Origin of the sequence: endosymbiont of unidentified scaly snail isolate Monju (genome assembly GCF_000801295.1) — a bacterium.
GTDB lineage: Bacteria > Pseudomonadota > Gammaproteobacteria > Chromatiales > Chromatiaceae > MONJU.
This window is the reverse complement of record NZ_AP012978.1, coordinates 1,163,321-1,189,941: the sequence shown is the minus strand read 5'-3', so window position 1 is coordinate 1,189,941 and position 26,621 is coordinate 1,163,321. Positions and strand designations below refer to the sequence as shown.

The following is a 26,621-nucleotide window of genomic DNA, read 5'->3' as shown; positions in this document are numbered from 1 at the left end:
GCCGGGATGGTTTTAGATGGATTGGAGAAGCCACAGATGAACCACAAAGAACACAAAGCGCACAAAGGATTTCAGAGATTACGTCTCGGCACGCCCTCGCTTGGATAAACCGCCAAGGTGGCCAAGCACGCAAAGCATCGCAAGGAACGCTCTTTGGCCACTTCGTCAGAGCGTTCACAAAGCAGTCAAAGTGTAACCAAACCAGAAAATTTCCCTTCAAACCCTTCGCGTCCTTTGCGCCCTTGGCGGTTTCATCCCCTCGCACGGTCGCGAAACGCCCCCGCCCCCTTCGTGGCCTTTGTGTGCTTTGTGGTTGACAGAACCTACAGTCCCACGTCCTTCAGGAATCCTTTCACCTTGTCCAGCCAGCCGTGGGCGTTGGGACTGTGCTTGCTGCCACCACCGGTGAGCGACTGGTCGAGTTCCTCGATCAGCCGGCGCTGCTCGGCGGTGAGCTTGACCGGGGTCTCGACCACGACACGGACGATGAGATCGCCCTGCGGGCCGCCACGCACCGGCTTCACCCCCTTGCCACGCAAGCGGAACATGCGCCCGGTCTGAGTGCCCTCGGGAATCTTGAGCTTGACCTTGCCATCGAGGGTGGGCACCTCGACCTCGCCGCCGAGCGCCGCACGGGTGAAGGGGATGGGCATCTCGCAGTACAGGTTGGCGTCGTCCCGGGTAAAGATGGGATGCTCGCGCACGTGCACCTGTACGTACAGGTCACCGGGCGGTCCGCCATTCTCGCCGGCCTCGCCCTCGCCCGCCAGGCGGATGCGGTCGCCGGTATCCACGCCCGGCGGCACCTTGACCGAGAGGGTCTTGGTCTTCTGCACCCGGCCCTGGCCATGACAGGTGGGACAGGGGTCTTCGATGACCTCCCCGCGACCGTGGCAGGCCGGGCAAGTCTGCTGTACCGAGAAGAAGCCCTGCTGCAGACGCACTTGCCCCGCGCCGTGACAGGTGCCGCAGGTCTTGGGCGCACTGCCCTTGCGCGCACCGCTGCCGCCACAGGTCTCGCACTGGGTCCAGGTGGGCACCTTGATCTTGACCGTGGTGCCGGCCACTGCATCCTCGAGGCTCAGCTCCAGGTTGTAGCGGAGATCGGCGCCACGATAGACCTGCTGGCGTCCACCTCGGCCGCCACCGAAGATGTCGCCGAACACGTCGCCAAAGATGTCGCTGAAGCTGGCCCCGCCGCCACCGAAGCCCCCTGCCCCGGCGGCGGCCGCACCGTCCACGCCGGCATGGCCGAACTGGTCATAGGCCGCCCGCTTCTGCGAGTCGGAGAGGACCTCGTAGGCCTCCTTGACCTCCTTGAACTTGAGCTCCGCCTCGGCCGCGCCCTCGCCGCTGTTGCGATCGGGGTGATACTTCATGGCCAGCCGGCGATAGGCCTTCTTGATCTCGGCCTCGCTGGCATTGCGCTGGATGCCCAGGACCTCGTAATAGCAACGCTTCGACATGGATTCTCACTCTGTCTCGTGACCCGGCCCGCGTCCACCGGGCGGCGCATCATACCGCATGCCCGAAAACGCCAGAACGCGCGGTCCTCGCGAACCGCACGTTCCGGGTGGCGATATTCAAACGAGCGACATCGCCTTACTTCTTGTCGTCCACCTCTTCGAACTCGGCATCGACGACATCGTCGTCGGCCTCTCCCGAGGCCGCACCGGCACCCGCGGCTCCTGCGGCTGCACCGGCTGCTCCCGCGGCAGCCCCGGCGTCACCGCCCTGCTGCTGGTAGAGGCGCTCGGCCATCTTGTTCGAGGCCTCGGCAAGTGCCTTGGTCTTGGCCTCGATGGCGTCCTTGTCGTCACCCTTCATGGCCTCTTCGAGCTCGGCAATAGCCTTCTCGATCTTTTCCTTCTCGTCGGCCTCGAGCTTGTCGCCCAGCTCGTCCATGGACTTGCGGGTGGCGTGAATCAGGGCGTCAGCGCTGTTGCGCGCGGTGACCAGCTCCTGGAACTTCTTGTCTTCCTCGGCATGCATCTCGGCATCCTTGACCATCCGCTCGATCTCTTCCTCGGACAGGCCGGAGGAGGCCGTGATCTTGATCGACTGTTCCTTGCCAGTCGCCTTGTCCTTGGCAGAAACGTGCAGAATGCCGTTGGCATCGATGTCGAAGCTGACCTCGATCTGCGGCACCCCGCGCGGCGCCGGCGGGATGTCGGTCAGGTCGAAGCGACCCAGCGACTTGTTGGCCGCAGCCTGCTCCCGCTCACCCTGCAGCACGTGCACGGTGACCGCAGTCTGGTTGTCCTCGGCCGTCGAGAAGATCTGCGAGGCCCGGGTCGGGATGGTCGTGTTCTTTTCGATCAGCTTGGTCATCACCCCACCCATGGTCTCGATACCCAGGCTCAGCGGGGTCACGTCGAGCAACAGCACGTCCTTCACGTCACCGGCGAGCACGCCACCCTGTATGGCAGCACCAATGGCCACCGCCTCGTCGGGGTTGACGTCCTTGCGCGGCGCCTTGCCGAAGAACTGCTCGACCACTTCCTGCACCTTGGGCATGCGGGTCTGACCGCCGACCAGGATGACATCGTCGATATCCGAGGCGGACAGGCCGGCATCGGCCAGTGCGGTCTTGCACGGCTCGAGGGTGCGCTGCACCAGGTCGTCCACCAGCGCCTCCAGCTTGGCGCGGGTGAGCTTGATGTTCATGTGCTTGGGACCGCTCGCATCGGCCGTGATGTACGGCAGGTTGATGTCGGTCTGCTGGCTCGAGGACAGCTCGATCTTGGCCTTTTCGGCGGCTTCCTTCAGGCGCTGCAGGGCCAGCGGGTCCTGGCGCAGATCGACGCCCTGCTCCTTTTTGAACTCGTCGATCAGGTAGTCGATGATGCGCATGTCGAAGTCTTCACCACCGAGGAAGGTGTCCCCGTTGGTGGACAGCACCTCGAACTGGCGCTCGCCGTCGATCTCGGCCACCTCGATGATGGACACGTCGAAGGTACCACCGCCCAGGTCGTAGACGGCCAGCTTCTTGTCGCCGGGCGACTTGTCCATGCCGTAGGCCAGGGCTGCGGCGGTCGGCTCGTTGATGATGCGCTTGACCTCCAGGCCGGCGATGCGCCCGGCGTCCTTGGTAGCCTGACGCTGCGAGTCGTTGAAGTAGGCCGGCACCGTGATGACCGCCTCGGTCACCGGCTCGCCCAGGTAGTCCTCGGCGGTCTTCTTCATCTTCTGCAGGACCTTGGCCGAGATCTCCTGTGGAGCCATCTTCTTGCCGTTGACCTCCACCCAGGCGTCGCCATTGTCGGCCTTGACGATCTTGTAAGGCACGATGTCCTGGTCACGCTTGACCACGTCGTCCTCGAAGCGACGACCGATCAGGCGCTTGATGGCAAACAGGGTGTTCTCCGGGTTGGTCACGGCCTGACGCTTGGCCGACTGGCCAACCAGGATCTCGCCATCCTTGGTGAAGGCCACGACCGAAGGTGTGGTGCGTGCGCCTTCGCTGTTCTCGATGACCTTGGGGGTGTCGCCCTCCATCACGGCGACACAGGAGTTGGTGGTTCCGAGGTCAATACCGATGATCTTGCCCATTGGGGTTCTCCGTCTTTTGGCTAATCTTCAAAACTGTTGCTCATGTGGGGCTGGCCTGCCCGCTTTCAAGCCCCGCCGTCGCCTTCGGCGGCTTTGGAGACCGCGACCAGCGCCGGACGCACCAGGCGCCCGTTCAGGGTGTATCCCTTCTGAATCACGTCCACCACGGTGTTCGGCTCGACATCGGCGCGCGGCACCGTGGCCATGGCCTGGTGGTACTCCGGATCGAAAGCCTGCCCCACCGGGTCGAGCTGTTCGACACCGAACTTGCCCATCACGTCGGCCAGCATCTTCAGCGTCAGCTCGGTGCCTTCGCGCAGCTTGGCCACATCCGTGCTCTCGTCCTGCGCGGCCGCAAAGCCCAGCTCGAGGCTGTCACGCACCCCCAGCAACTCGGAGACGAACTTCTCCAGCGCAAACTTGTGCGCCTTTTCGACCTCCTGTGCGTGCCGGCGCTTGAGGTTCTCTATCTCGGCATGGGCACGCATCAGCTTGTCGTAGGTCTCGTCGGCCCTGGCGCGCGCCTCGGCAAGCAGCCGGTTGAGCTCGTCGGCATCCTGCTCGATTTCGGCGGCCTCGGCTTCGATCTCCTGCAGCTCCTCCTCGAAGGAGTCGACAGCTTCTTCTTGCGGCTCGGCAGCCGCCTCCTTGTTGATGTCGTTCATCAAGAACCTCTTGCTAAGACTTTGATTCAAAACTAAAAGCAGCCTCACCCATTCAGGCTGCATAGACGCTGCCTGCGATATGGGGCCGTATCCGGGGAAATCAAGACCGAAACTTCAGCGCCGCACCCAGCAACTGCGCGGTGACATCGACGATGGGGATGACCTTGTCGTAGGGCAGCCGGGTCGGGCCGATCACGCCGAGCACCCCGACCACCTCGTCGTCGACCTTGTAGGGCGAGGTAATGATACTGCAGTCGCGCAGGGTCTCGTAGCCGGACTCCTCGCCGATGTAGATCTGCACCCCGTCGACCTCCAGGCAGCGATCGAGCAGGTGCAGCATCTGCTGTTTCTCGGCGAAGACCTCGAACAACTCACGCAAGCGGTCCATGCGCGCCAGCTCGTCGAAGTCCATCAGGTTGGTCTGGCCGGAGACCACCACGTCCGCCTCGTCCTCGGCATCTGTCGAGAACGTCACCTGGGCCATGCGCAGGGCCTCGGCCATCAAGTCGTCCATACGCTCACGAGTGGCCTGCATGTCGTCGAGCACCAGGCGGCGCACGCTCTCCAGATCGTGCCCGGCGTAGTGTTCGGTGATGTAGTTCGATAGCTGTTCGAGCTCGCTGCGTTCGAAGCGGCGCCCGGTCTCGATGATACGGTTGAGGATCTCACCCGCCGAGGTCACCAGCACCGCCAGCACCCGGGTGCCCGAGAGCGGTACGAACTCGATCTGCCGCACCCGCTCCTGGTTGCGCTTGGGCACCATCACCACCCCGGCCAGGCGGGTCATGCTGGAGAGCAGGCGTGAGGCCGACTCGACGATCTCGCCTGGTGTGTTGGCGCTGGGGAGCTGCTGCTGCAACTGGTCCACCGTCTTGCGATTCAGCGGTTTGATCGACAACAGCGAATCGACGAACAGGCGGTAGCCGGCGGCTGTTGGCACCCGCCCGGCCGAGGTGTGTGGCGAGGCCACCAGACCCAGCTCCTCGAGATCGGCCATCACGTTGCGGATGGTGGCAGGACTCAGGTCCAGACCCGAATCACGCGCCAAGGTACGCGAGCCGACCGGCTGGCCGTCACGGATATAGCGTTCGATCAGCACCTTGAGAAAGTGCTGCGCGCGCTCGCTGATCTGCTCTGCTGGGGCTCTCGACACCATCCGACTCCGGGTCACTGCACGGAACCTACCGACACCGGCCGACTGTCGTCGAACGCGGCACATGCGCCCGGACAACGGGCAACCGATTATGTGGAGGCGTTTTCCGGGGAGTCAAGCGCACTGCGAACCGGGTTCTTTCATGGCCGGGGGCAACATGCTAGTTTTTTGGCAGCCCTTTTCGACCGACGGATCACACCTTGAACAACACCCCGGAGTTTCACCGCATCGCGCTGATCGCCAAGCCCGACGACACCAGCGAGGACCTGGTGAACACCCTGCGTCAGGCCATCACGTTTCTCGGCGAGCGAGGGCTGGAGGTGTTTCCCGACCGCCATACCGCGCGGGCGCTGGGCCTTTCGCGCCATTTCGCCACCGAGGAGATGGGTCACCGCTGCGACCTGGCGATTATCGTCGGTGGCGACGGCACTTTCCTGAGCAGCGCGCGCCGCCTGGGCGACAGCCAGATTCCGCTGCTGGGAGTGAACCTGGGACGATTGGGCTTCCTGGTGGATATCTCGCCCGATGCCATGCGCGACACCCTGGGGAACGTGCTGGATGGCCGTTACGAAGAGGAAGAACGCTTCCTGCTGAGCTGCCAGGTGGGCGAACAGCCGCCCGAGCTGGCGCTCAACGACGTGGTGCTGCACAAGTGGAACACCGCGCGCATGATCGAATTCGAGACCTGGGTGGACGACAGCTTCATCGACACCCAGCGCTCGGATGGCATCATCGTCTCCACACCCACCGGATCGACCGCCTACGCCCTCTCGGGCGGAGGCCCCCTGCTCAGCCCGGCGCTGGATGCCATTGCCCTGGTACCGATCTGCCCGCATACCCTGAGCAACCGACCGATCGTGGTGCACGGCCGTAACGTGGTGCGCCTGCGGGTCTGTGGCAAGACGCTGCCCGACCACGTGCGCGTCACCTGCGACGGCCAGGTCACCCTCGAGGTCGGACCCGGTGAAGACGTGGTGCTGCGCCGCCACTCGCCCCCCTTGCGCCTGATCCACCCGGCCGGTCACGATCACTTCCAGATCCTGCGTACCAAGCTGCACTGGGGAGGGAAACACAGCTGATGCTGGTGCACCTGGCCATCCGCGACCTGGTGATCGTGCGTGAGCTGGCGCTCGACTTCGCCGCCGGCATGACCGCGCTGACCGGCGAGACGGGCGCCGGCAAGTCGATCCTGATCGACGCCCTCGGCCTCACCCTGGGCGACAAGGCATCGCCGGCCCTGATCCGCGCCGGTTGCGAGCGCGCCGAGGTCAGCAGCGAATTCGACCTGGCCGACTGCCCGGCAGCGGCCGACTGGCTGCGCGATCACGACCTGGACGAGGATGGCGCCTGCCAGCTGCGGCGCGTCCTGGTGCGCGAAGGCCGCTCGCGCGCCTACATCAACGGCCGCCCGGTGCCGCAGGCATTGCTGCGCGAACTCGGCGAGCGCCTGCTCGACATCCACGGACAGCATGCCCACCAGTCCCTGTTGCGACCGGCCGCGCAGCGCGAACTGCTCGACCGTTACGGCGGGCTGGAGCTGGCCGCCCGTGAAGTGGCCGAACATTTCACCGCCCTGCAGGCCGCGCGCGAGGAATACGAGCGCCTGCGCCAGGCGGCGGAAGACCGTCACAACCGGCTCGACTACCTGCTCTTTCAGATCGCCGAGCTCGAGCCCCTGGTCGAGGCCGCCGGACGGCTCGCCGAACTGGAAGCCGAGCACCACCGCCTGGCCCATGCCGAACGCCTGCAACGCGAAACCGGCGAGATCGCCGTCGGGCTGGCCGACGGTGAGGACGATCTCGCCGGCCGGCTCGGGGCCATGCAGCGCCAGCTCAAGGCCCTGCTTGCGCTCGACGAGGAACTGCGGCCAGTCGCCGAGCTGCTGGACTCGGCGCTCATCCAGATCAACGAGGCCGCGCAATCGCTGCGCCACTACCACGACGCCATGGAGAACGACCCGGCGCGTCTGCAGGCCCTGGACGAGCAGCTCGGCCAGTTGCACGAACTGGCACGCAAGCACCGGGTGGAGGTTGCCGAACTGCCCGAGCTGCTGGCGCGCTTCAGCGAGGAGCGCGACACCCTGGATGCCGCCGACGAACGCCTGGCTCGGCTCGCCACCCGTGTTGCCGAACTCGAGGCTGCCTACCGGCAGGCCGCCGAGGCACTGAGCGCCGCCCGACGCGAGGCCGCAGCACGCCTGTCCGCTGTCGTCACCGAGTCGATGCAGACCCTGAACATGCAGGGTGGGCGTTTCGAGGTCCTGTGCGAACCCCACGACGAGCCCACGCGCCACGGCATCGACCGGATCCTGTTCCAGGTGGCGGCCAACCCCGGCCAACCGGTCGCACCACTGGCCGATGCCGCCTCCGGCGGCGAGTTGTCACGCATCTCGCTGGCCATCCAGGTGGCTACCGCCGACTGCGGCGACATCCCCACCCTGATCTTCGACGAGGTGGACGTCGGCATCGGCGGCGCTGTGGCCGAGATCGTCGGTCGCCTGTTGCACGAGCTGGGGCGCCGCCGGCAGGTCCTCTGCGTGACCCACCTGCCACAAGTCGCCGCCCAGGCCCACCATCACCTGCAGGTGGTCAAGCACACCTCGCAGGAGGCCACCGAGACGACCATCAGGCCACTCGACCACGAGCACCGTATCGAGGAGATCGCGCGCATGCTCGGTGGTGTCGAGATCACCGCGCAGACCTTGGCACACGCCCGCGAGATGTTGCCGCCGACCGACTGATGCCCACCACACGGACTGTTCTTGTCCTGGCCGATCCAGTAGCATTCGCCCCGCGCGGACCACTCGATATCACTCCCTTGTCAACGAACACGATGCAATGAATCGTCTTCTCCCCCTGGCGCTGATCGCGCTGATACTGACCGTCCCGGTCCAGGCGGCCACTGGCCCCTACCCGGCGCACGTATTCACCCGGAACGTGGACCAGGGCACCGTGCTGCTGGTGGAGAAGGCCAGCAAGCGCGCCTGGTTGCTCGAACTGGGCGACCCACCACAGACCCGGCTCCGGTTCGACGGCCTCATGCTCGGCGAGAACGACGGGCGCAAGTACCGGGTGGGTGATCGCAAGACACCGGAAGGCATCTATCACGTGTTGCGCTACCTGCCCGACGAGGCACTGGACGCACGCTATGGCTCCGGGGCCTTCCCGCTGGACTATCCCAACCCCATCGACCGTCTGAAGGGACGCAACGGCAGCGGCATCTGGCTGCACGGACGCGACGACAACGACAACGACAAGGACAAGGACAAGGACAAGGACAAGGACAAGGACAAGGACAAGGACAAGGACAAGGACAAGGACAAGGACAAGGACAAGGACAAGGACAAGGACAAGGACAAGGACAAGGACAAGCAGGCTACCCTGGGCTGCGTGGCCTTCGCCAACGACGACATCCGCACCCTGCGCGATGCCATCCATCCCGACACCCCGGTGGTGATCACCGACAAGCTCGACTTCGTGGACACTGCCACCTACGAAAAGGAACGCCAGCGCCTGCTCGGCGTGCTCGACCAATTTCTCGACGCCTGGGAAAAGGGACGCTTCGACCAGCTCGAGAACATGCTCGACCCGGCCTTCCGCGGCGTGGGGAGATTGAGCAAACGCACCTGGCTGGCGCGCAAGCAGCGTATCTTCCGTCACCAGCGGCAACGCATCATCGAGGCCGAACAGGTGGTCGCCCTGCGCGAGAATCACGAACAGGTCGTGTTCGATTTCGTGCAGACCTATTGCGCCAGCACCATCAACAGCCGCGGCCGCAAGCGCCTGTTCTTCCAGAAGTCCGACGACCGCCTGCGCCTGCTGTCGGAAGAATATTCCCCGCTGCCACCGGCATTGATCCCGGAAACGCGGGTCGAACGCTTTGTACTGGACTGGCTGACCGTCTGGAACCAGCGCGACCTCGACGATTACGTGGCGCGCTATGCCGAAAACTTCCGCGACAGCAAGGGGCGCGACCTGGCAGCCTTCAAGGCTTTCAAGCGGAGGGTCTTCACGCGCCGCCCCCAGCAGCACATCAGCATCGACGATCTGCAGATCCAGCGGTTGGGTCCCAACCGCTTTCGGGTGGGCTTCATCCAGCACTACCGCAATCGTGAACTGAGCGACACCGGACACAAGACGCTGATCATCAGCGGCTGCGGGCAACACCTGTGGATCGAACGGGAAACCTGGAATCCCCTATGAAATGCTTGACCCTGCCAGTCGGCCTGACCCTGTTGCTTTTCCCTGTCTGGGTGTGGGCACAATCCACCCACAGCGTGTTCTTCCAGGGCTCGGACTACGAGCTGAACATCTACCGTATCAAGGGTGACAAGCCCGGCAAGACCCTGTTGAACCGCCCCGGATATTCCGGAGACTGTTTTGTTTGAGTCAGGCCGCCTTGGCAGACTCTTTCTGTTGGCGATAATACGCCGCTTCCAACTCCGCCGGTGGCACGTTGCCAATAGGCTCCAGCAGCCGCCGGTGGTTGAACCAGTCCACCCACTCCAAAGTGGCATATTCGACCGCCTCCCTATGCTTCCAGGGGCCTCGCCGGTAGATAACCTCGGCCTTGTACAGACCGTTGATCGTCTCTGCCAGAGCGTTGTCATAGGAGTCCCCTCGGCTACCGACCGAGGCATCAATGCCGGCCCCGGCCAGGCGCTCCGTGTAGCGCACCGACAGGTACTGACAGCCTCGGTCACTGTGGTGCACCAGGCCCTCTGTGTCCTGGCGCGACCATAGCGCCTGCTCCAGCGCATCCAGCACCAGGTCGGTCTTCAGCGACCGGGAGACACGCCAGCCCACGATCCGTCGGGCATAGACGTCCACGACAAACGCCACATAGACAAACCCTGTCCAAGTCGCCACGTAGGTAATGTCCGCCACCCACAACTGATTCGGGCGGGTGGCAGTAAACTGCCGCTTCACCCGGTCCAGTGGTCGTTCCGCCGTCGTGTCGCCGATCGTTGTCCGGCAACGGCGGCCTCGCACCACACCCCGCAACCCCATGACACGCATCAGGCGTTCCACCGTGCAGCGGGCTACCTCGATGCTTTCCCGGTTGAGCTGCCGCCATACCTTCCTGGCACCGTACACCTGGAAGTTCTCTTCCCAGATCCGTCGAATCTCGTCTGACAGGGCGCGATCCCGCTGCAATCGCCGCGGCAGTCGCTGTGGATCGGCCTCACGGGCCTTGTGCTCATAGTAGGTGGACGGGGCGATCGGCAGCACCGCGCAGATCGGCTCGACCCCGTAACGATCCCTGTGATCGTCGATGTACGCGATCATCTCTTCAGTTTGCGGTCGAGCTCCGCCTGGGCAAAAAAAGCCGACGCCGTCTTCAGAATCTCGTTGGCCCGCCTCAGCTCCCGGTTCTCCCGTTCCAAGGCCTTGAGCCGCTCGCGCTCCGACGTCGTCAGACCCTCGCGCAGTCCTTGATCACGCTCGGCCTGTCTCACCCATTTGCGCAGCGTCTCCGGCGTACAGCCGATCTTGGCCGCGATGGAGGTCATCGCCGCCCATTGGGAATCATGCTCGCCCTGATGATCAAACACCATGCGAACCGCCCGTTCCCGGACCTCAGGGGGATATCTCTTGCTCGTATCCATAGACTCTATCCTCTCAAGAAATGGAGTCTCCGGGAAACCCGGGACGGTTCATGCTGAAGGTGGTGGCCAAGCTCAAGGAACTGATGGGCGAGGCCGACCTGTTCCTGCACCTGCACGACGGCTGGGGTTTTCATCGCCCGACCTGGGAAGACGCGCTGCACAATCCCAAGCGTTATGGCCAGTCACTGATCGCCGACACCGAGGAATACGAATGCACCGATGGCCGCCACCTAAAGCTGGGCGAGATGGCGCGCCGCGTGCTCGAACGGGTCAACCGCAAGATCCCGCAGACCGAGTATCACCTGCACTTTTTCAATACTCACACTGACGACCCGAAAACGCCCTACCCGGCAATGCGCAAGACGGCGACCTGGTACGCCCTGCGCCAGCATTGCCTGCCGGCCTTCGGCGTCGAGGCCTCCAAGAACCTGCCGTCGCTGAAGTTGAAGGTGCTGCACCACAACCTGGTGATCAACGAGTTCATGCGCGAGCTGGAAATCGTACCCATGACCCCCAAGGTACTGGTGCCGTCACCGCGCATCGAGTTCGTGGAAATCGATGTCAACGGCACGCCAATGATCGTGCGCCCCGGCGAGCCCCTGATGCTCAAGCGTGGCGACGCCATCACCGTCAACAAGATCGCTGCCAACAGCCCGCGCGGCATCTCCTGCGATGTCGAGGGCAAGGGTGACCTGAACGACCTGGGCAATACCTTCACCATCGACCAGAGCACCGACATCGTGTTCCGCAAGGAGAGCAAGGTGATCGCCAGGATCCACCTCGAACTGGGTCGGCATCCTGACCGTTACATCCCGGGGCGGACACGGGTGTTCGTGGTCGAGGTCAACGGCCACAGACGCCTGCTGCTCGATGGCGAGGTGCTGGAACTGACCCCGGACGACACCCTGAGACTGCTGGCCAGCTTCAGCGACGGCAACAATACCGTGTCGCCCAAGCTGAACTTCAAGGGTTGGGTACCGAAAGGCGTGCGCAACCGCGGCGACGACCGCAACTTCCGCATCCCCCTGAGCGACCCCTTGCAGGTGAAATACTCGGTGGGCGGCCAGGGCGAACTCTATCCCGTGGTCGCCGAGGCCCCGGGAGGACGCAAACTGGGACAGTTCCTGGTACGGGTCAGCCCACGTTGATCAATCGCGGCGATTGGGACAATCGAGCTTGACGCAGCGCCCGTAGATGATGAGCGAGTGATCCTCGATCTCGAAGCCGTGTTTCTCGGCGATCGCATGCTGGTGCCGCTCGATGGTCTCGTCCACGAACTCCTCGACCCGCCCGCATTGCTGGCAGACGATGTGATCATGATGCGCCCCCCGGTTCAGCTCGAAGATGGCCTGCCCGCCCTCGAAGTGATGACGCTCGACCAGACCGGCATCAACGAACTGGGTCAGCACGCGGTACACCGTGGCCAGCCCGATCTCCTCTTCTCGTTCGAGCAGCGCACGATAGACATCTTCGGCTGTCATGTGGCGGGCCTCGCTGGCCTCGAGGATCTTGAGGATCTTGACCCTCGGCAGGGTGACCTTCAGCCCCGCACGCTTGATATCCGCATCTTCCAAGACCTGACTCCCGTTCCGGCGGGCATGTAATCCGGGGCCGGATTCGCTATGATCTCGGCATGGACAGTCCCGCAACAAATGATAACCACTCGCGTATGCGCAAGCTTCTCATTTTCATTATTCTGCCCGCAAACCTCGCCCTGGTCGGTTGCAGTACCGTCGGAGAAGGTGCGGAAAAACTGGTGGGAATCACCGACATCATCCCACGCGCCCTGGACCGCGCGTCCTTCATCTACCGCCCCACCATCCAGCAGGGCAATGTCGTCACCCAGGAGCAGGTGAATCGCCTGAAACCCGGCATGTCGCGCGAGCAGGTCCGGTTCATCCTCGGCAGTCCCACGCTGCGCGACGTGTTCCACGACAACCGCTGGGATTACCCCTACACCATTGGCGTGGGCAGCACACCCAAGGAGATCAAGCACCTCGCCGTCTTCTTCGAGAACGACCGGCTGGCGCGCATCGTCGGCGACTACCGCCCGCAGGCACCCGACGAACAGATGCCGGCCGAGAAGCCGCGCGTCGTCAAGGTGCCGGACTGGGAGCCTGAAAAGAAGACCCTGCTGGGCCGCATGGCCGAAGCCGTGGGCCTGGATGACGACGGCTGAATCATTCCGCCCTTCGGGACGGTCTGCCGGGGTTCAGTTCCCCGTGCCCTGTTTCTTCCTGGCGGCCGCCCCTGCCCCCTTCTTCATCGTCTTGCCCTGCGCCGCGCGTTTCTTGCGCGCCTCCTTGGGATCGGCGATCAGCGGCCGGTAGATCTCTACCCGGTCGCCTGCCTGCAACACCTTGTCCAACTTTGAGAGCTTGCCGAAGATACCGACCTTGTTCTTCGAAAGGTCGATCTCGGGAAAGTATTCGATGATGCCCGAGCGTTCGATGGCTTCAGCCACCGTGGTACCCGGCGGCACCTGCAGTTCGATGATGCGCTGCTCGTCGGGCCGCGCATAGGCAACCTCGACCGCGATCGGATCATCATCCACCGTAAACCTCCTTGGCACGCTTGCAGAAGGATTCGACCAGGGTATTGGCGATCTGGTGGAACACCTTGCCGAAAGCGGCATTGATCAACTGCCCGGAAAACTCGAACTCCAGCCGCAGCATCACCTTGCAGGCATCCTCGCGCAGCGCCTGGAAGTCCCAGCGGCCGTGCAGCGACTTGAACGGCCCCTCGACCAGTTCGATCTTCATCCAGTGCGGGGCCTCGTACTCGTTGCAGGTAGCGAACGACTGGCGGACGCCCATGCGCGCCACCTCGATGCGCCCGCAGACCTGGTGACCGTCGTCCGACAGCAGCTCGGCACCGTTGCACCAGGGCAGGAACTCGGGATAACGCGCCACGTCCTTGACCAGATCAAACATCTGCCGATCGGAGAACGGCACCAGCGCGGACTTCTCGACTACCGGCATCAGACCACTCCAATTGCGTTGAGAAACACCAGCACGATACCAGCCGGCGCCACGTAGCGGATCACGAAATACCACAGGCCGAACAGGCGCGGGCTGTGCATCGCCAGCTCGTCCTCGCTGCCCCGCCGACGTACTACCCAACCGACAAACAGGGTGATGAACAGGCCACCCAGCGGCAACAGCACATTGGAGGCCAGGAAGTCTTCGAGATCGAACAGTGTCTTGCCGAAGAGCTGGTAGTCCTCGCCCGACCACAGGTTGAACGACAGCGCCGCACCGATCCCCAGCAGCCAGGCAAGACCACCAAGGATGAGGCTGGCACGGCCCCGCGAGAGGTGGCCGTTCTCGCTCAGCCAGGCCACGCCCGGTTCCATCACCGAGATCGACGAGGACCAGGCCGCGAAGACCAGCAACAGAAAGAACAGCACGCCCACCAGTTGCCCCCCGGGCATGGCACCAAAGGCGATCGGCAGGCTCACGAACACCAGGCCCGGCCCGGCCCCTGGCTCGAGTCCGTTGGCGAACACCAGCGGAAAGATCGCCAGCCCCGCCATCAGTGCCACCAGGGTGTCGGCAATGGCGATCATCACCGTGGAACCGGCGATCGACGCCTCGCGCGGCATGTAGGAGCCGTACACCATGATCGCGCCCATTCCCAGACTCAGGGTGAAGAAGGCATGCCCCATGGCCGCCAGCAGCGGCTCGGCAGTGAAGGTACAGGCACCGTCATCACCGCATTGCAGGAAGACACGGGAGAAATCGACATCGAACAGGTAATGAAAACCGCGTGCAAACTCACCGGCCGCCATCGCATAACCCACCAACAGCGCCAGCAACACCAACAGCAAGGGCATCAACAGCGTGACCAGGCGCTCCAGGCCCGACCGCACACCGCGCGCCACCACCGCCACCGTCAGCAGCATGAACACCGTGTGCCAGAACAGCAGGCGTTGCGGCGAGCCGGTCAGCGCCCCGAACAGGGCGCCGGACGTTTCTCCGTCCAGGCCGTCGAAGGCGCCGCTCAGCGCCTCGAACACATAGGCCAGCGCCCAACCGGCAACCACGCTGTAGAACGAGAGGATCACGAAACCGGCGAACACGCCCATCAGGCCGACGCCGCCCCAGGCACGCGACCGGCCCTCGGCCTCGGCCTGCGAACGAAAGGCATCGATCGGATTGGCACGCGCACGCCGCCCGAGCAGGATCTCGGCCATCATCACCGGGATGCCGATCAGCGCGATACACACCAGGTACACCAGCACGAAGGCGCCACCTCCGTACTCGCCGGTGATGTACGGGAACTTCCAGATGTTGCCCAGGCCGACCGCCGAACCGGTCGCCGCCAGCATGAAGGCCAGCCGGGAAGACCACTGATTGTGAATGACCCTCTCTGTCATCCTGTCTCGCCGCCAGATCGGAAAGTCGCCTATTGTCCGCCAGCCGCCGCGGCCGGACAACCGGCGTCATGATAAAATGGGCCGATGGCGAAGAAATCCAAAAAGCAGAAGAAAGACACCGGCTCACTGATCGCCGTCAACAAGAAGGCCCGCCACGACTTCGAGATCGGCGAGACCTGGGAGGCGGGCCTGGCGCTCCAGGGCTGGGAGGTCAAGAGCCTGCGCGACAAGCGCGTCAACCTCAACGACACCTATGTCATGATCCAGCACGGCGAGGCCTGGCTGGTCGGCGCCCACATCACCCCGCTGGCCTCCGCCTCCACCCACGTTCGCCCCGAACCCACCCGGGCGCGCAAGCTGCTGCTGCACCGCTACGAGCTCAACAAGCTCATCGGCCAGGTCGAACGCAAGGGCTTCACCCTGGTCCCCTTGCGCCTCTACTGGAAGAAGGACCGCGCCAAACTCGAGATCGGCCTGGGCAAGGGCAAGAAACTCCACGACAAGCGCGCGGACATCAAGGAACGCGACTGGGCGCGCGAAAAGGCCCGCCGCTTCAAGCACGCCTGAGGTCGGGAACTCCGGCCCCATCCGGCAGTCTCAACTACGTGCTAGAATGAAAATTCCAAATTTGGGGGCGACACGGCATTCGACGTGGATTGCAAAACCCAAGGTGCATGCCGAGGTGCAGTTACCTCGTAAATCCGCTGCAAATCCAATAGTTGCCAACGACGACAACTACGCACTCGCCGCCTAATACCCGGTAGGGTGCCGTCTCACTGGAGCCGTGCCCGTGCGTCCAGGTTCGAGGCGTCGATTCTCACGGGATCGCGAGGAGGCTCGTCCGGGGCCAAATCGCTAAAACCTTACCGGACTCGTCGCTGAACTGCCCTGTCGGTCGGGCGGCCAGCGGTCAAATACAATAGACCGACTAAGCATGTAGAACCGAGGGCGGAGGGTCCGCGGACGCGGGTTCGACTCCCGCCGCCTCCACCAAATGACAAAGGGTCACCCAACGGGTGGCCCTTTGGCGTTTCGGGGCGGCGCGGACGAGAAGCCGCGTTCCGGGTTCGAGCCGAGCCCGCGACCGCGGGCGAGACAACGCCGGCGCGCAGCGACGGCGGCCCCGGAGGGGTGAGGCCCGAAGGGCCGAATACTCCCGCCGCCTCCACCAATACCACAAGGCCAACCCGACCGGGTTGGCCTTTTTCGTTGCCTCACTCCTACCGGCATCTCCTCGACGCTACGCTGAAACCCCAGTCCCGGTACCCTGGGTATGCGCCCTGCTCGAACCAACTCCACCCTCTGTCGTCAGAACTCTGCTGGATACGGCCCTCTCGTCTTACCCGTCGTGGTCATCTCCCGCCCAATGTTTCAGGTGTCCGCGAAAGTAGGACAATCCCGCATCGCGGACCCAGTGGTGATCAGGAAGATCCTTGCCCACCTCGATGAGAAGGGTACCTCCTGGGGAAAAGAGGGTTTATAGTGCCTATAACTCCAAATAACTGACCGGTCAGTTAGTATATGGAGTACAGGAGAACCGAACATGAGCAAGAGAGCGCGCTCGCCCCAGGCCAAGGCCGCTCGCCGCGCACGGCTGCTTGAAGCGGCACTGGATACCTTGCGCATGGATGATATTGCCTGACGGGCCGGCGTCTCCAGGGGCACGGTCTATCTGTACTTTTTCCCCAAGGAGGACATGCTTCACGCCATCATTGAAGCCGTCGCCCAGCCTCGCATTGAAGCAATCGAGCGCGCCCTGGACACGGCACCGGGGCTCCTGGATATGCTTCCCCGCCTGATGCGCCTCGCCGCCAACCTTGCCCAGTATTCGCCCATGCCCAAAATCGCCAAGATACTGATTGGTGAAGGCAATCAGTTTCCAACCCTGCTGCAGGAATACCGGTCACGGGTTATTGACCGGCTGCTGGTTGCTCTTACACGCCTGATCGAGCGAGCCCGCCAGCAAGGCGAGATTGTTGTGACAGATCCGGGCCTTGCCGCCCGTCTGATCGTGGCGCCTGTCGTGTTTTGCGTCCCGTGGCAGATCTCCCTTGGCCAGCATCCCCAGGCACGGATGGACATTCCTGCACTGCCGGAACTTCATGGCCAGATGCTCAATCGGGCCCTTTCCTGCAAGGAGCCTTCCCAATGAAACGATTTTTCGTAGTGATGATTACGGGTTTTTCGCTGTTGTCCGGCTGTACACGGGAAAAACCCGTCACTTCCGTCACTGGTTATGTGGAGGGAGAGTGGCGTTACCTCGCCGCTCCCGCGTCAGGGTGGGTTGAGGAGTTGACGGTAGAAGAAGGCGATCAGCTGAAAACGAGCGCGCTCGCCTTCCGGCTCGACACGGACTGAACCGCCCCGGATATTCCGGAGACTGTTTTGTTTGAGTCAGGCCGCCTTGGCAGACTCTTTCTGTTGGCGATAATACGCCGCTTCCAACTCCGCCGGTGGCACGTTGCCAATAGGCTCCAGCAGCCGCCGGTGGTTGAACCAGTCCACCCACTCCAAAGTGGCATATTCGACCGCCTCCCTATGCTTCCAGGGGCCTCGCCGGTAGATAACCTCGGCCTTGTACAGACCGTTGATCGTCTCTGCCAGAGCGTTGTCATAGGAGTCCCCTCGGCTACCGACCGAGGCATCAATGCCGGCCCCGGCCAGGCGCTCCGTGTAGCGCACCGACAGGTACTGACAGCCTCGGTCACTGTGGTGCACCAGGCCCTCTGTGTCCTGGCGCGACCATAGCGCCTGCTCCAGCGCATCCAGCACCAGGTCGGTCTTCAGCGACCGGGAGACACGCCAGCCCACGATCCGTCGGGCATAGACGTCCACGACAAACGCCACATAGACAAACCCTGTCCAAGTCGCCACGTAGGTAATGTCCGCCACCCACAACTGATTCGGGCGGGTGGCAGTAAACTGCCGCTTCACCCGGTCCAGTGGTCGTTCCGCCGTCGTGTCGCCGATCGTTGTCCGGCAACGGCGGCCTCACACCACACCCCGCAACCCCATGACACGCATCAGACGTTCCACCGTGCAGCGGGCTACCTCGATGCCTTCCCGGTTGAGCTGCCGCCATACCTTCCTGGCACCGTACACCTGGAAGTTCTCTTCCCAGATCCGTCGAATCTCGTCTGACAGGGCGCGATCCCGCTGCAATCGCCGCGGCAGTCGCTGTGGATCGGCCTCACGGGCCTTGTGCTCATAGTAGGTGGACGGGGCGATCGGCAGCACCGCGCAGATCGGCTCGACCCCGTAACGATCCCTGTGATCGTCGATGTACGCGATCATCTCTTCAGTTTGCGGTCGAGCTCCGCCTGGGCAAAAAAAGCCGACGCCGTCTTCAGAATCTCGTTGGCCCGCCTCAGCTCCCGGTTCTCCCGTTCCAAGGCCTTGAGCCGCTCGCGCTCCGACGTCGTCAGACCCTCACGCAGTCCTTGATCACGCTCGGCCTGTCTCACCCATTTGCGCAGTACAGCCGATCTTGGCCGCGATGGAGGTCATCGCCGCCCATTGGGAATCATGCTCGCCCTGATGATCAAACACCATGCGAACCGCCCGTTCCCGGACCTCAGGGGAATATCTCTTGCTCGTATCCATAGACTCTATCCTCTCAAGAAATGGAGTCTCCGGGAAACCCGGGGCGGTTCACCCCCAGAGGAAAGCCGTGACCGACCCGCATCTCAAGGGCATCACCACTTGATCTGCTGTTCTGCCCCTCAGTCGATCCACAAGGTCTTTTGGTTGACGAACTCCCGGATACCGACCAGCGACAGCTCGCGCCCGTACCCGGAATCGCCTACCCCGCCGAAGGGCAGCCGCGGGTCGCTGCGCACCAGTGAGTTGACGAAGGCGCAGCCACAGGTCAGTCCGCGCGCCAGCTGCTCGCCCCGTCCCCGGTCTTCCGTCCACACGCTGCCGCCCAGGCCAAAGGTAGTGGCATTGGCCAGGCGCAGTGCCTCGGCCTCGTCGGACACGCGATAGATCACCGCCACCGGACCGAAGAGTTCTTCGTGCCAGGCGCGCATGTCCGGGGTGACATCGGTCAGCACCTCTGGGAGGTAATACCAGCCCTCGCCTTCCGCCGGCCCGCCCGCGAGCAGACGGCGCGCCCCCTTGCTCACTGCATCCTGTACCTGGCCGGCCAGCTCGTCGCGCAGATCGGCGCGCGCCATGGGTGCCAGGGTGCTGCCGGAATCACTCGGTGGCCCCGGTTGCAGATTGCGTGTCTTTTCGACGAAGGCCTCGGTGAAGGCATCGGCCACTGCATCGAGCACGATGAAACGCTTGGCGGCAATGCAGCTCTGTCCGCAGTTCATGAAGCGCGAGGTCACGGCGGTGGCGGCCGCCTGCTCCAGGTCGGCATCCTCGAGCACCACGAAGGGATCGGAACCGCCGAGTTCCAGCACGCATTTCTTGAGCGCTTGACCCGCAGCGGCGGCAACCGCGCGACCCGCTGCCTCGCTGCCTCGCTGCCGGTCAGGGTCACCGCGGCCACCCGGCGATCGGCGATCACGCGGGCCACGCGCCTTGCCTCGACCGGCAGGTGCACGAAGACGCCCTCGGGAATCCGGCCTCGGCAATCAGGCGAGCGATCGCCTCGCCACAGCCGATGACGTTCGACGCGTGCTTGAGCAACAGCACGTTACCCGCGGCCAGGATGGGGGGCAGCAGCGCGGAACACCTGCCAGAAGGGGAAGTTCCAGGGCATCACCGCGAGCACCGCACCCAGCGGCTGGAAGGCAACCAGACTGCGCCGTGCTTCGGTGGCAACGGTCTGGTCAGCCAGCATCTGCGGCGCCTGTTCCGCGTAGTAACGGCAGACCCAGGCACACTTGTCGATCTCGGCCAGTGCCTCGGCATGCAGCTTGCCCATCTCCTGCGTGATCAGCCGCGCCAGAGGCTCACGCTGCGATTCCAGGACATCGGCCAGGCGAGAGAGCGCGGCACAGCGCTGCTCGACCGCCAGCCCACTCCAGTGGTCGGCAGCCCGCGAGGCCAGCGCCAGCGAGCGATCGAGTGCCGTGTCGTCCAGCACGGGCCAGGTGGTGAGTTGTTGTCCCGTAGCGGGATCGATGCTTTGCAAGGTTGCGGAACGGTTCATCAGCGGTTTCCTCCTGCGGAGTTAAAGCTTAGGTTGTCACCGGCCTGTGCGTATCCCCTGTTCGGTCATATCCTGAGCCAGCAGCGCCATCACCTTGCGCCAGCCCGCTTCGGCACGCGGTCCGGCCTTGGCGAACACCTCGGCCAGCTGCTCGCGCTGCTCGCCGGTGAGCTGCTCCTCCAGGCGCCCCCCCGGGCGGTGAGTCGCAGGCGTCGAATACGCCGATCGGCGGGATCATCGCGCCGCTCCACCAGACCGTCTTCGACGAGCTGCCGCAGCGGCCGGTTCAGGTACTGCTTGCTGACGCACATGATGCCCAGCAGCTCGCTCACACTGCACCCCGGGTTGCGGCCGATGAAATACAGGATGCGGTGATGCACCCGCGAATAGCCCAGCTGCCGCAGGCGCTCGTCCGGGTGTGCGGTGAGTGCGCGGAAGCCGAAGTGCAGCGCCTCGAGCGCTGCGTTGAGCTGCCGGATGTGATCATCTTCAAGGTCAACCATGTTGACACGATAGGCAGAGCATCCGCACAATGCAACAAGTCAACTTCATTGACCAATACAGGAGAAGACAGCATGGAAGGCACCTGTTGGCTGGACGGCAAGGTCCTGCCATTGTCGGAAGCCCGCATTCCGGTGAGCGACCACGGGCTGCTGTACGGGGACGGAGTGTTCGAGGGCATCCGCTTCTATCACGGGCACCCCTTCCTGCTGGCCGAACACATCGCGCGCCTGCGCCACTCGGCGCGAGCCATCGCACTGCCCTGCCACTGGCATGACGCCGAATTGGCCGACGCCATCGCCGCGGTGATCGCCGCCTTCGACGGAGACACGGGCTATCTGCGCCTGATCATCACCCGTGGCGAGGGGCCGATGGGCATCGACCCGCGCAGCTGCCGCCAGCCGCGCTTGATCGTGATCGCCGCCCCCCTGCAGATGGTCAATCACGCCGACCGCGCCAGCGGGGTGTCCCTGATCACCGCCGCCACCCGGCGCCTGCCGCCCGATGGGCTGGATCCGCGCATCAAGAGCCTGAACTACCTGAACAACATCCTGGCGCGCATCGAGGCCAATCGCGCCGGCGCCGACGAGGCGGTGATGCTCAATCGCGAAGGCCGCGTGGCCGAGGGCACCGCCGACAACCTGTTCGTCGTGCGCGATGGCGTATTGCAGACCCCGCCGGTGAGCGAGGGCGCCCTGCCCGGCATCACCCGCGCCCTGATCCTGCGCCTGGCGCGCGAACAGGCCATTCCGGTACAGGAGCAACCGCTGGTCCCCTACGACCTCCATACCGCAGAAGAGTGCTTCCTGACAGGCACCGGCGCCGAGCTGGTGCCGGTGCGCGAGATAGACAGCCGCCCCCTGCCCGCCTGTCCCGGCCCGGTGTTTCGCCGTTGTGCCGAGGCCTTCGCCCGTTACATCGACCACCACTGCGGGGGTGTCCAATGAAACCGCCCATTCTCAATCTCGATGCAGTCCCGCTGGAAGACCGGCGGCATGGTGATCGCTTCGAAGCCCGACTCGGCAGCATCGGCCGGCGCATCGGTTGCTGCCCTGCCGCCCCGGGCGTTGACAGGCGAGGACCACCCTGACAGGGTCCACGACCCTGTCAGGGTGTGAAATATCCTGGCTAGAAGTCCCAGCGATAGCCCATCGACACGAAGTAACCGAGATTGCTCGTGTTGCCGGTCGTGGGGCTGTTCTCTCGCGTCCAGTCGATGCCGCCTTCCAGGTCGATCTCGAGATCTCGCGAGTACTTGTATTCCGCGCGAATCGATGGCTTGACCAGGGTCCTCCTCGAAGTCGTCGGATCCTTGGGCGAGCGATATTCCACGAGCACCCGGGGATTGACCCGCCACCCGAACGACAGGGGCTGCCGCGCATCGATGTTGAAAGAAAAGATATTGGCCGGTGTCGTGTTGCTGTAGCGCACCCCCAGGATCAGGCTGTCACCATCCCTGAACAGGTCGTTGCCGATGAATTGCAGACTGTAGAGCCATTCGACGTCGGTTGCTGGCGTTGCCGCCACGCCACCCGATGCTGGGGTGCTGCCTGTCCTTGTTGCCGTGATGTCACCGTTGACCTGGAGATCCTCGCGCAAGCGATGCGAACCACCGACGGTCACGCTCGTAGTGCGAGGTGTGCGGTCGATTGCCAATTGGCGCACCTGGGACTCGGTATTGGTCAACAGCAATCCTCCTAACGTGAACCGCCCCGGGTTTCCCGGAGACTCCATTTCTTGAGAGGATAGAGTCTATGGATACGAGCAAGAGATATTCCCCTGAGGTCCGGGAACGGGCGGTTCGCATGGTGTTTGATCATCAGGGCGAGCATGATTCCCAATGGGCGGCGATGACCTCCATCGCGGCCAAAATCGGCTGTACGCCGGAGACGCTGCGCAAATGGGTGAGACAGGCCGAGCGTGATCAAGGACTGCGCGAGGGTCTGACGACGTCGGAGCGCGAGCGGCTCAAGGCCTTGGAACGGGAGAACCGGGAGCTGAGGCGGGCCAACGAGATTCTGAAGACGGCGTCGGCTTTTTTTGCCCAGGCGGAGCTCGACCGCAAACTGAAGAGATGATCGCGTACATCGACGATCACAGGGATCGTTACGGGGTCGAGCCGATCTGCGCGGTGCTGCCGATCGCCCCGTCCACCTACTATGAGCACAAGGCCCGTGAGGCCGATCCACAGCGACTGCCGCGGCGATTGCAGCGGGATCGCGCCCTGTCAGACGAGATTCGACGGATCTGGGAAGAGAACTTCCAGGTGTACGGTGCCAGGAAGGTATGGCGGCAGCTCAACCGGGAAAGCATCGAGGTAGCCCGCTGCACGGTGGAACGCCTGATGCGTGTCATGGGGTTGCGGGGTGTGGTGCGAGGCCGCCGTTGCCGGACAACGATCGGCGACACGACGGCGGAACGACCACTGGACCGGGTGAAGCGGCAGTTTACTGCCACCCGCCCGAATCAGTTGTGGGTGGCGGACATTACCTACGTGGCGACTTGGACAGGGTTTGTCTATGTGGCGTTTGTCGTGGACGTCTATGCCCGACGGATCGTGGGCTGGCGTGTCTCCCGGTCGCTGAAGACCGACCTGGTGCTGGATGCGCTGGAGCAGGCGCTATGGTCGCGCCAGGACACAGAGGGCCTGGTGCACCACAGTGACCGAGGCTGTCAGTACCTGTCGGTGCGCTACACGGAGCGCCTGGCCGGGGCCGGCATTGATGCCTCGGTCGGTAGCCGAGGGGACTCCTATGACAACGCTCTGGCAGAGACGATCAACGGTCTGTACAAGGCCGAGGTTATCTACCGGCGAGGCCCCTGGAAGCATAGGGAGGCGGTCGAATATGCCACTTTGGAGTGGGTGGACTGGTTCAACCACCGGCGGCTGCTGGAGCCTATTGGCAACGTGCCACCGGCGGAGTTGGAAGCGGCGTATTATCGCCAACAGAAAGAGTCTGCCAAGGCGGCCTGACTCAAACAAAACAGTCTCCGGAATATCCGGGGCGGTTCACCCGGGACGAACCTGCGTCACCGAGGTGCTGTTCGTATCTTCGTTCCCACCGAGCGCCGATCCGGCCTTTGGGCCCCACTGGACCCTCGCCGGTGGGTGATAGCTCTTGTGGAAGTTCAACGCCAGCTGCTGGCCAATTGGCGGAGGATTATTCGGATCCACCGTGTAGGTGGTGTCCTCCTGCACGAGGTAACGGAAACCGGTGACCGGATTCCCATCGCCATCCACCACATTGATGTGGAAGCGTGCAGCCGGAGACACACCGGCCGACACTATCAGTGTCGTTGCCAGCATCCAGCGCATTCCCGTACTCATTCGTTTTAGATCCATGATGTTGCACCCATAAGTTCGATCGCTTGCGCGATACTCAACTGTTCCATTTCACCGCCTGGCTTCCTGGGCGGTCTCGATATGGATTGCGAGAAACAGCATTCGCAATACCAATGCAAAATGCGCGGAGCTCTGCCCATTTCGCTGATGGCCAGTATTTGTGAATGGCGTCACGAACACAGGTAGTGCGAGACCCCATTTCGCAGGTAGGGTGCGCACCGAATGGTAGGGTTTTGCTGGAGGGAACGGTGGGACGGTGCCGACGCCGGGAGGCGTCGACCCTTGTCACCGACGAGTTGGATCAGAGAGTTGTCGGATCAGCCGCCAAGGCCGTCGACATAGGCATCGCGGGCAGTCTTGGCACGTTCGAAGATCTCGAGCAGGCGGTCACCGTCACCCGCCTCGATCGAGGCGGCCAGCGCCTCCATCTCGCGCACGAAATTCCCCATGACGCGGGACAATGCCTCGCGGTTGGCGATACAGATGTCCCGCCACATCACCGGGTTGCTGGAGGCAATGCGGGTGAAGTCGCGGAAACCACCGGCGGCAAAACGGAATATGTCGTCGTGCTCATCCATGCGTGCCAGGGCATCGACCAGCCCGAAGGCCAGCATGTGCGGCAGATGGGAGGTGGCTGCCAGCACCTCGTCATGCCGCGCGATGTCCATCTCGACCACCTCGGCGCCGCAGGCGACCCACATGGCGCGTACCCGCGCCAGTGCCAGGGGATCGGTGTCGGCAGTCGGAGTGAGGATGACCCGGCGGCCACGGTAGAGTTCGGCGAAAGACGCCTCGACGCCAGCCTGTTCCGTGCCGGCGATGGGATGTCCCGGCACGAACTGCGCCAGGTGATCGGAGCAGGTGGCGGCGAAGTCGGCCACCACGCTGGCCTTGGCACTGCCGCCGTCGGTGACCACCGCCCCCGGCTTCAGGTGCCCGCAGATCGCCTCGAACACAGGGCGCATGGCCCCCAGCGGCACCGCCACGAACACCATGTCGGCCTTGCGCACCGCTTCGGCCGGGTCGTGAGTCCAGGCGTCGATCACGCCCAGCTCGACCGCGCGTTCCAGGTTGGCCTTGCCGCGCCCGCAGCCGATGATGCGCCCGACCTGCCCGGCCGCGCGCAGGGCGCGCGCCAGGGAGCCGCCGATCAGGCCGACGCCGATCACCGCCAGCGTCTCGATGGATGCCTCGCTCACAGCACCTGCTCCAGCGCCTCGAGGCAACGCGCGTTCTCTTCGGGCAGGCCGACGCTGATGCGCAGCCCGCCCTTGAGTCCGTAGTTCTCCACCGGCCGGGTAATCACCCCCAGGCGCAGCAGGGCCAGATCCACCTCGCTGGCGGGCCGGTCGAGCAACACGGTGATGAAATTGCCCACCGAGGGGATCCAGCGCAGGCCCAGCGTGCGAAAGCCTGCTTCGAGCTGCGCCATGCCCTGGCGATTGAGGTCCACCCCGCGCTGCACGTGGGCCGGGTCGTCCAGCGCCGCGAGCGCCGCAGCCTGCGCCAGACTGTTGGCATTGAAGGGCTGGCGTACCCGGTTGAGCAGGTCGGCCATGTCGGGATGCGACAGACCATAGCCGATGCGCAGCGCCGCGAGTCCGTAGGCCTTGGAGAAGGTACGGGTGACCACCAGGTTGGGGAAGGCCTCCAGCCACTGGCTGGCTTCGGGATAATCGGGCTCGAGCGGAGCGACGTACTCGAAGTAGGCCTCGTCCACCACCACGATCACCTCAGCGGGCACCTGCTCCAGGAAGGCACGCAGGGTGTCGCGATCCAGCCAGGTGCCGGTCGGGTTGTTGGGATTGGCGATCCACACCACGCCGGTCGCCGGGGTGATCCGCTCGACCATCGCCCCGAGGTCGTGCCCGTAATCCCGCGCCGGCACCACCCGCAACTCCGCACCCACCGCCATGCTCGAGAGCGGATAGACCGCGAAGGCGTGTTCGGAGAACAGGCTTTCGCGTCCCGGCCACAGGAACACCCGGGCGATCATGTCCAGCACATCATTGGAACCGTTGCCGATGGTGATGCATTCGGGTGCGACGCCATGCCGCTTCGCCAGGGTCTCGCGCAAGGCCCAGGCACCGCCGTCGGGATAGCGTGCCAGTTTATCGAACTCGCCGGCCAGCACTTCGCGCACCCGCGGACTGGGACCCAGCGGATTCTCGTTGGAGGCCAGCTTGATCGAGTCGCTGATGCCCAGCTCGCGCTCCAGTTCGGAGACCGGCTTGCCCGGCACATAGGGTTGCAGGTGGGCGATACCGGGCGCGGCGCGCGAAACGAAACGGTTGTCGTTCATGAAGCCCTCCGG

Annotated in this window: 25 protein-coding genes, 1 other RNA gene, 2 pseudogenes and 3 other annotated features; of the genes and pseudogenes, 12 read left to right on the top strand and 16 right to left on the bottom strand. The window is 63.9% G+C overall.

Features of this window, described 5'->3' with window-relative positions; genetic code table 11:
• Window positions 1-323: 323 nt before the first annotated feature.
• The 4 genes from dnaJ to hrcA all read right to left on the bottom strand — a co-directional run bounded on the left by dnaJ (window position 324) and on the right by hrcA (window position 5,373).
• Window positions 324-1,466: a molecular chaperone DnaJ gene (dnaJ, locus tag EBS_RS05595; RefSeq protein ID WP_043107712.1), complete on the bottom strand. Its 1,143-nt coding sequence runs from the start codon at window positions 1,464-1,466 to the stop codon at window positions 324-326.
• Window positions 1,467-1,602: 136 nt separating this feature from the next.
• On the bottom strand, window positions 1,603-3,552 hold the full coding sequence (gene dnaK / locus EBS_RS05590) for a molecular chaperone DnaK (protein WP_043107710.1): 1,950 nt from the start codon (window positions 3,550-3,552) through the stop codon (window positions 1,603-1,605).
• Window positions 3,553-3,617: 65 nt separating this feature from the next.
• Window positions 3,618-4,217, bottom strand: a complete 600-nt coding sequence (grpE, locus tag EBS_RS05585) for a nucleotide exchange factor GrpE (RefSeq protein WP_043107709.1) — start codon at window positions 4,215-4,217, stop codon at window positions 3,618-3,620.
• A gap of 100 nt (window positions 4,218-4,317) precedes the next feature.
• Entirely contained in the window at window positions 4,318-5,373 is a 1,056-nt protein-coding gene (gene hrcA, locus EBS_RS05580; RefSeq protein ID WP_043107708.1) for a heat-inducible transcriptional repressor HrcA, read from the bottom strand.
• Window positions 5,374-5,570: 197 nt separating this feature from the next.
• Here hrcA and EBS_RS05575 point away from each other — a divergent pair, with 197 nt between their 5' ends.
• The 4 genes from EBS_RS05575 (at window position 5,571) to EBS_RS05560 (ending at window position 9,757) form a co-directional block, all read left to right on the top strand.
• On the top strand, window positions 5,571-6,449 hold the full coding sequence (locus EBS_RS05575; protein ID WP_043107707.1) for an NAD(+) kinase: 879 nt from the start codon (window positions 5,571-5,573) through the stop codon (window positions 6,447-6,449).
• The gene (recN, locus tag EBS_RS05570) at window positions 6,449-8,110 is read left to right on the top strand and encodes a DNA repair protein RecN (RefSeq protein WP_043107705.1); all 1,662 of its coding nucleotides are present in this window, start codon (window positions 6,449-6,451) and stop codon (window positions 8,108-8,110) included. The genes EBS_RS05575 and recN overlap by 1 nt, the downstream gene beginning before the upstream one ends.
• 97 nt (window positions 8,111-8,207) lie before the next feature.
• Window positions 8,208-9,572 (top strand): L,D-transpeptidase Cds6 family protein, encoded by a 1,365-nt coding sequence (locus EBS_RS05565; RefSeq protein WP_043107704.1) that lies wholly within the window; start codon window positions 8,208-8,210, stop codon window positions 9,570-9,572.
• Window positions 9,569-9,757 carry a hypothetical protein gene (locus EBS_RS05560; RefSeq protein ID WP_043107703.1) on the top strand — a complete coding sequence of 63 codons (189 nt, stop codon included), beginning with the start codon at window positions 9,569-9,571 and terminating at the stop codon, window positions 9,755-9,757. The genes EBS_RS05565 and EBS_RS05560 overlap by 4 nt, the downstream gene beginning before the upstream one ends.
• 1 nt (window position 9,758) lies before the next feature.
• Here the strand turns inward: EBS_RS05560 and EBS_RS05555 are convergent.
• Window positions 9,759-10,978 (bottom strand): IS3 family transposase gene (locus tag EBS_RS05555; protein ID WP_148307676.1). Its coding sequence is split into 2 segments (ribosomal slippage): window positions 9,759-10,696 and window positions 10,696-10,978, totalling 1,221 coding nucleotides; the frame shifts between segments, so codons are not numbered across the junction.
• Window positions 10,584-10,700: a sequence feature (AL1L pseudoknot), on the bottom strand. Its footprint overlaps the gene before it by 117 nt.
• A 50-nt stretch (window positions 10,979-11,028) precedes the next feature.
• Here EBS_RS05555 and EBS_RS05545 point away from each other — a divergent pair.
• Window positions 11,029-12,126, top strand: a complete 1,098-nt coding sequence (locus EBS_RS05545; protein WP_043107699.1) for a M99 family carboxypeptidase catalytic domain-containing protein — start codon at window positions 11,029-11,031, stop codon at window positions 12,124-12,126.
• On the opposite strand, the gene fur is transcribed toward EBS_RS05545, so the two are convergent.
• Window positions 12,127-12,552: a ferric iron uptake transcriptional regulator gene (gene fur, locus EBS_RS05540; protein ID WP_043107698.1), complete on the bottom strand. Its 426-nt coding sequence runs from the start codon at window positions 12,550-12,552 to the stop codon at window positions 12,127-12,129.
• 182 nt (window positions 12,553-12,734) lie between these two features.
• On the opposite strand from fur, the gene EBS_RS05535 reads away from it, so the two are divergent.
• Window positions 12,735-13,157, top strand: a complete 423-nt coding sequence (locus tag EBS_RS05535; RefSeq protein WP_171816191.1) for an outer membrane protein assembly factor BamE — start codon at window positions 12,735-12,737, stop codon at window positions 13,155-13,157.
• Window positions 13,158-13,190: 33 nt separating this feature from the next.
• Here the strand turns inward: EBS_RS05535 and EBS_RS05530 are convergent, their stop codons facing one another.
• The 3 genes from EBS_RS05530 to EBS_RS05520 are packed head-to-tail and all read right to left on the bottom strand — an operon-like array spanning window position 13,191 to window position 15,356.
• Window positions 13,191-13,532: an RnfH family protein gene (locus EBS_RS05530; protein WP_043107695.1), complete on the bottom strand. Its 342-nt coding sequence runs from the start codon at window positions 13,530-13,532 to the stop codon at window positions 13,191-13,193.
• Window positions 13,525-13,959, bottom strand: coding sequence for a type II toxin-antitoxin system RatA family toxin (locus EBS_RS05525; protein ID WP_043107693.1), 435 nt, complete (start codon window positions 13,957-13,959; stop codon window positions 13,525-13,527). The genes EBS_RS05530 and EBS_RS05525 overlap by 8 nt, the downstream gene beginning before the upstream one ends.
• Complete coding sequence (locus tag EBS_RS05520; RefSeq protein ID WP_043107692.1) at window positions 13,959-15,356, bottom strand: sodium-dependent transporter; 1,398 nt, start codon at window positions 15,354-15,356, stop codon at window positions 13,959-13,961. Before EBS_RS05520 ends, EBS_RS05525 begins: the two co-directional genes overlap by 1 nt.
• 84 nt (window positions 15,357-15,440) lie before the next feature.
• Between EBS_RS05520 and smpB the strand changes: the two genes are divergently transcribed.
• The 4 genes from smpB (at window position 15,441) to EBS_RS05505 (ending at window position 17,714) form a co-directional block, all read left to right on the top strand.
• Entirely contained in the window at window positions 15,441-15,923 is a 483-nt protein-coding gene (gene smpB, locus EBS_RS05515; protein ID WP_043107690.1) for an SsrA-binding protein SmpB, read from the top strand.
• Window positions 15,924-15,986: 63 nt separating this feature from the next.
• Window positions 15,987-16,349: a transfer-messenger RNA gene (gene ssrA, locus EBS_RS13280) on the top strand.
• A gap of 703 nt (window positions 16,350-17,052) precedes the next feature.
• Window positions 17,053-17,508, top strand: coding sequence for a TetR/AcrR family transcriptional regulator C-terminal domain-containing protein (locus EBS_RS05510; RefSeq protein ID WP_043107689.1), 456 nt, complete (start codon window positions 17,053-17,055; stop codon window positions 17,506-17,508).
• Window positions 17,505-17,714, top strand: a complete 210-nt coding sequence (locus tag EBS_RS05505) for an efflux RND transporter periplasmic adaptor subunit (RefSeq protein ID WP_043107688.1) — start codon at window positions 17,505-17,507, stop codon at window positions 17,712-17,714. The genes EBS_RS05510 and EBS_RS05505 overlap by 4 nt, the downstream gene beginning before the upstream one ends.
• A gap of 36 nt (window positions 17,715-17,750) precedes the next feature.
• Here EBS_RS05505 and EBS_RS13535 read toward each other — a convergent pair.
• The 3 genes and pseudogenes from EBS_RS13535 to EBS_RS05485 all read right to left on the bottom strand — a co-directional run bounded on the left by EBS_RS13535 (window position 17,751) and on the right by EBS_RS05485 (window position 20,966).
• Window positions 17,751-18,959, bottom strand: a pseudogene (locus EBS_RS13535) (IS3 family transposase).
• Window positions 18,576-18,692 (bottom strand) — a sequence feature (AL1L pseudoknot). It overlaps the preceding pseudogene by 117 nt.
• Before the next feature lie 119 nt (window positions 18,960-19,078).
• Window positions 19,079-20,463, bottom strand: a pseudogene (locus EBS_RS05490) (NAD-dependent succinate-semialdehyde dehydrogenase).
• Between the two features lie 89 nt (window positions 20,464-20,552).
• The gene (locus EBS_RS05485; RefSeq protein WP_231892854.1) at window positions 20,553-20,966 is read right to left on the bottom strand and encodes a MarR family winged helix-turn-helix transcriptional regulator; all 414 of its coding nucleotides are present in this window, start codon (window positions 20,964-20,966) and stop codon (window positions 20,553-20,555) included.
• Window positions 20,967-21,038: 72 nt separating this feature from the next.
• Between EBS_RS05485 and ilvE the strand changes: the two genes are divergently transcribed.
• A complete protein-coding gene (gene ilvE, locus EBS_RS05480) occupies window positions 21,039-21,911 on the top strand; it encodes a branched-chain-amino-acid transaminase (RefSeq protein ID WP_043107686.1) in 873 nt (290 codons plus the stop codon).
• Between the two features lie 181 nt (window positions 21,912-22,092).
• On the opposite strand, the gene EBS_RS05475 is transcribed toward ilvE, so the two are convergent.
• The gene (locus EBS_RS05475; protein ID WP_148307675.1) at window positions 22,093-22,650 is read right to left on the bottom strand and encodes a hypothetical protein; all 558 of its coding nucleotides are present in this window, start codon (window positions 22,648-22,650) and stop codon (window positions 22,093-22,095) included.
• A 68-nt stretch (window positions 22,651-22,718) separates the two neighbouring features.
• Here EBS_RS05475 and EBS_RS05465 point away from each other — a divergent pair.
• Window positions 22,719-23,938 (top strand): IS3 family transposase gene (locus tag EBS_RS05465; protein WP_148307646.1). Its coding sequence is split into 2 segments (ribosomal slippage): window positions 22,719-23,001 and window positions 23,001-23,938, totalling 1,221 coding nucleotides; the frame shifts between segments, so codons are not numbered across the junction.
• Window positions 22,997-23,113, top strand: a sequence feature (AL1L pseudoknot). It overlaps the preceding gene by 117 nt.
• A 36-nt stretch (window positions 23,939-23,974) precedes the next feature.
• Here the strand turns inward: EBS_RS05465 and EBS_RS05460 are convergent.
• The 3 genes from EBS_RS05460 to hisC form a co-directional block, all read right to left on the bottom strand.
• On the bottom strand, window positions 23,975-24,280 hold the full coding sequence (locus EBS_RS05460; RefSeq protein ID WP_043107684.1) for a hypothetical protein: 306 nt from the start codon (window positions 24,278-24,280) through the stop codon (window positions 23,975-23,977).
• Between the two features lie 344 nt (window positions 24,281-24,624).
• Window positions 24,625-25,506, bottom strand: a complete 882-nt coding sequence (locus tag EBS_RS05455; RefSeq protein WP_231892853.1) for a prephenate dehydrogenase — start codon at window positions 25,504-25,506, stop codon at window positions 24,625-24,627.
• Window positions 25,503-26,609 (bottom strand): histidinol-phosphate transaminase, encoded by a 1,107-nt coding sequence (hisC, locus tag EBS_RS05450; protein WP_043107683.1) that lies wholly within the window; start codon window positions 26,607-26,609, stop codon window positions 25,503-25,505. Before hisC ends, EBS_RS05455 begins: the two co-directional genes overlap by 4 nt.
• Between the last annotated feature and the right edge of the window lie 12 nt (window positions 26,610-26,621).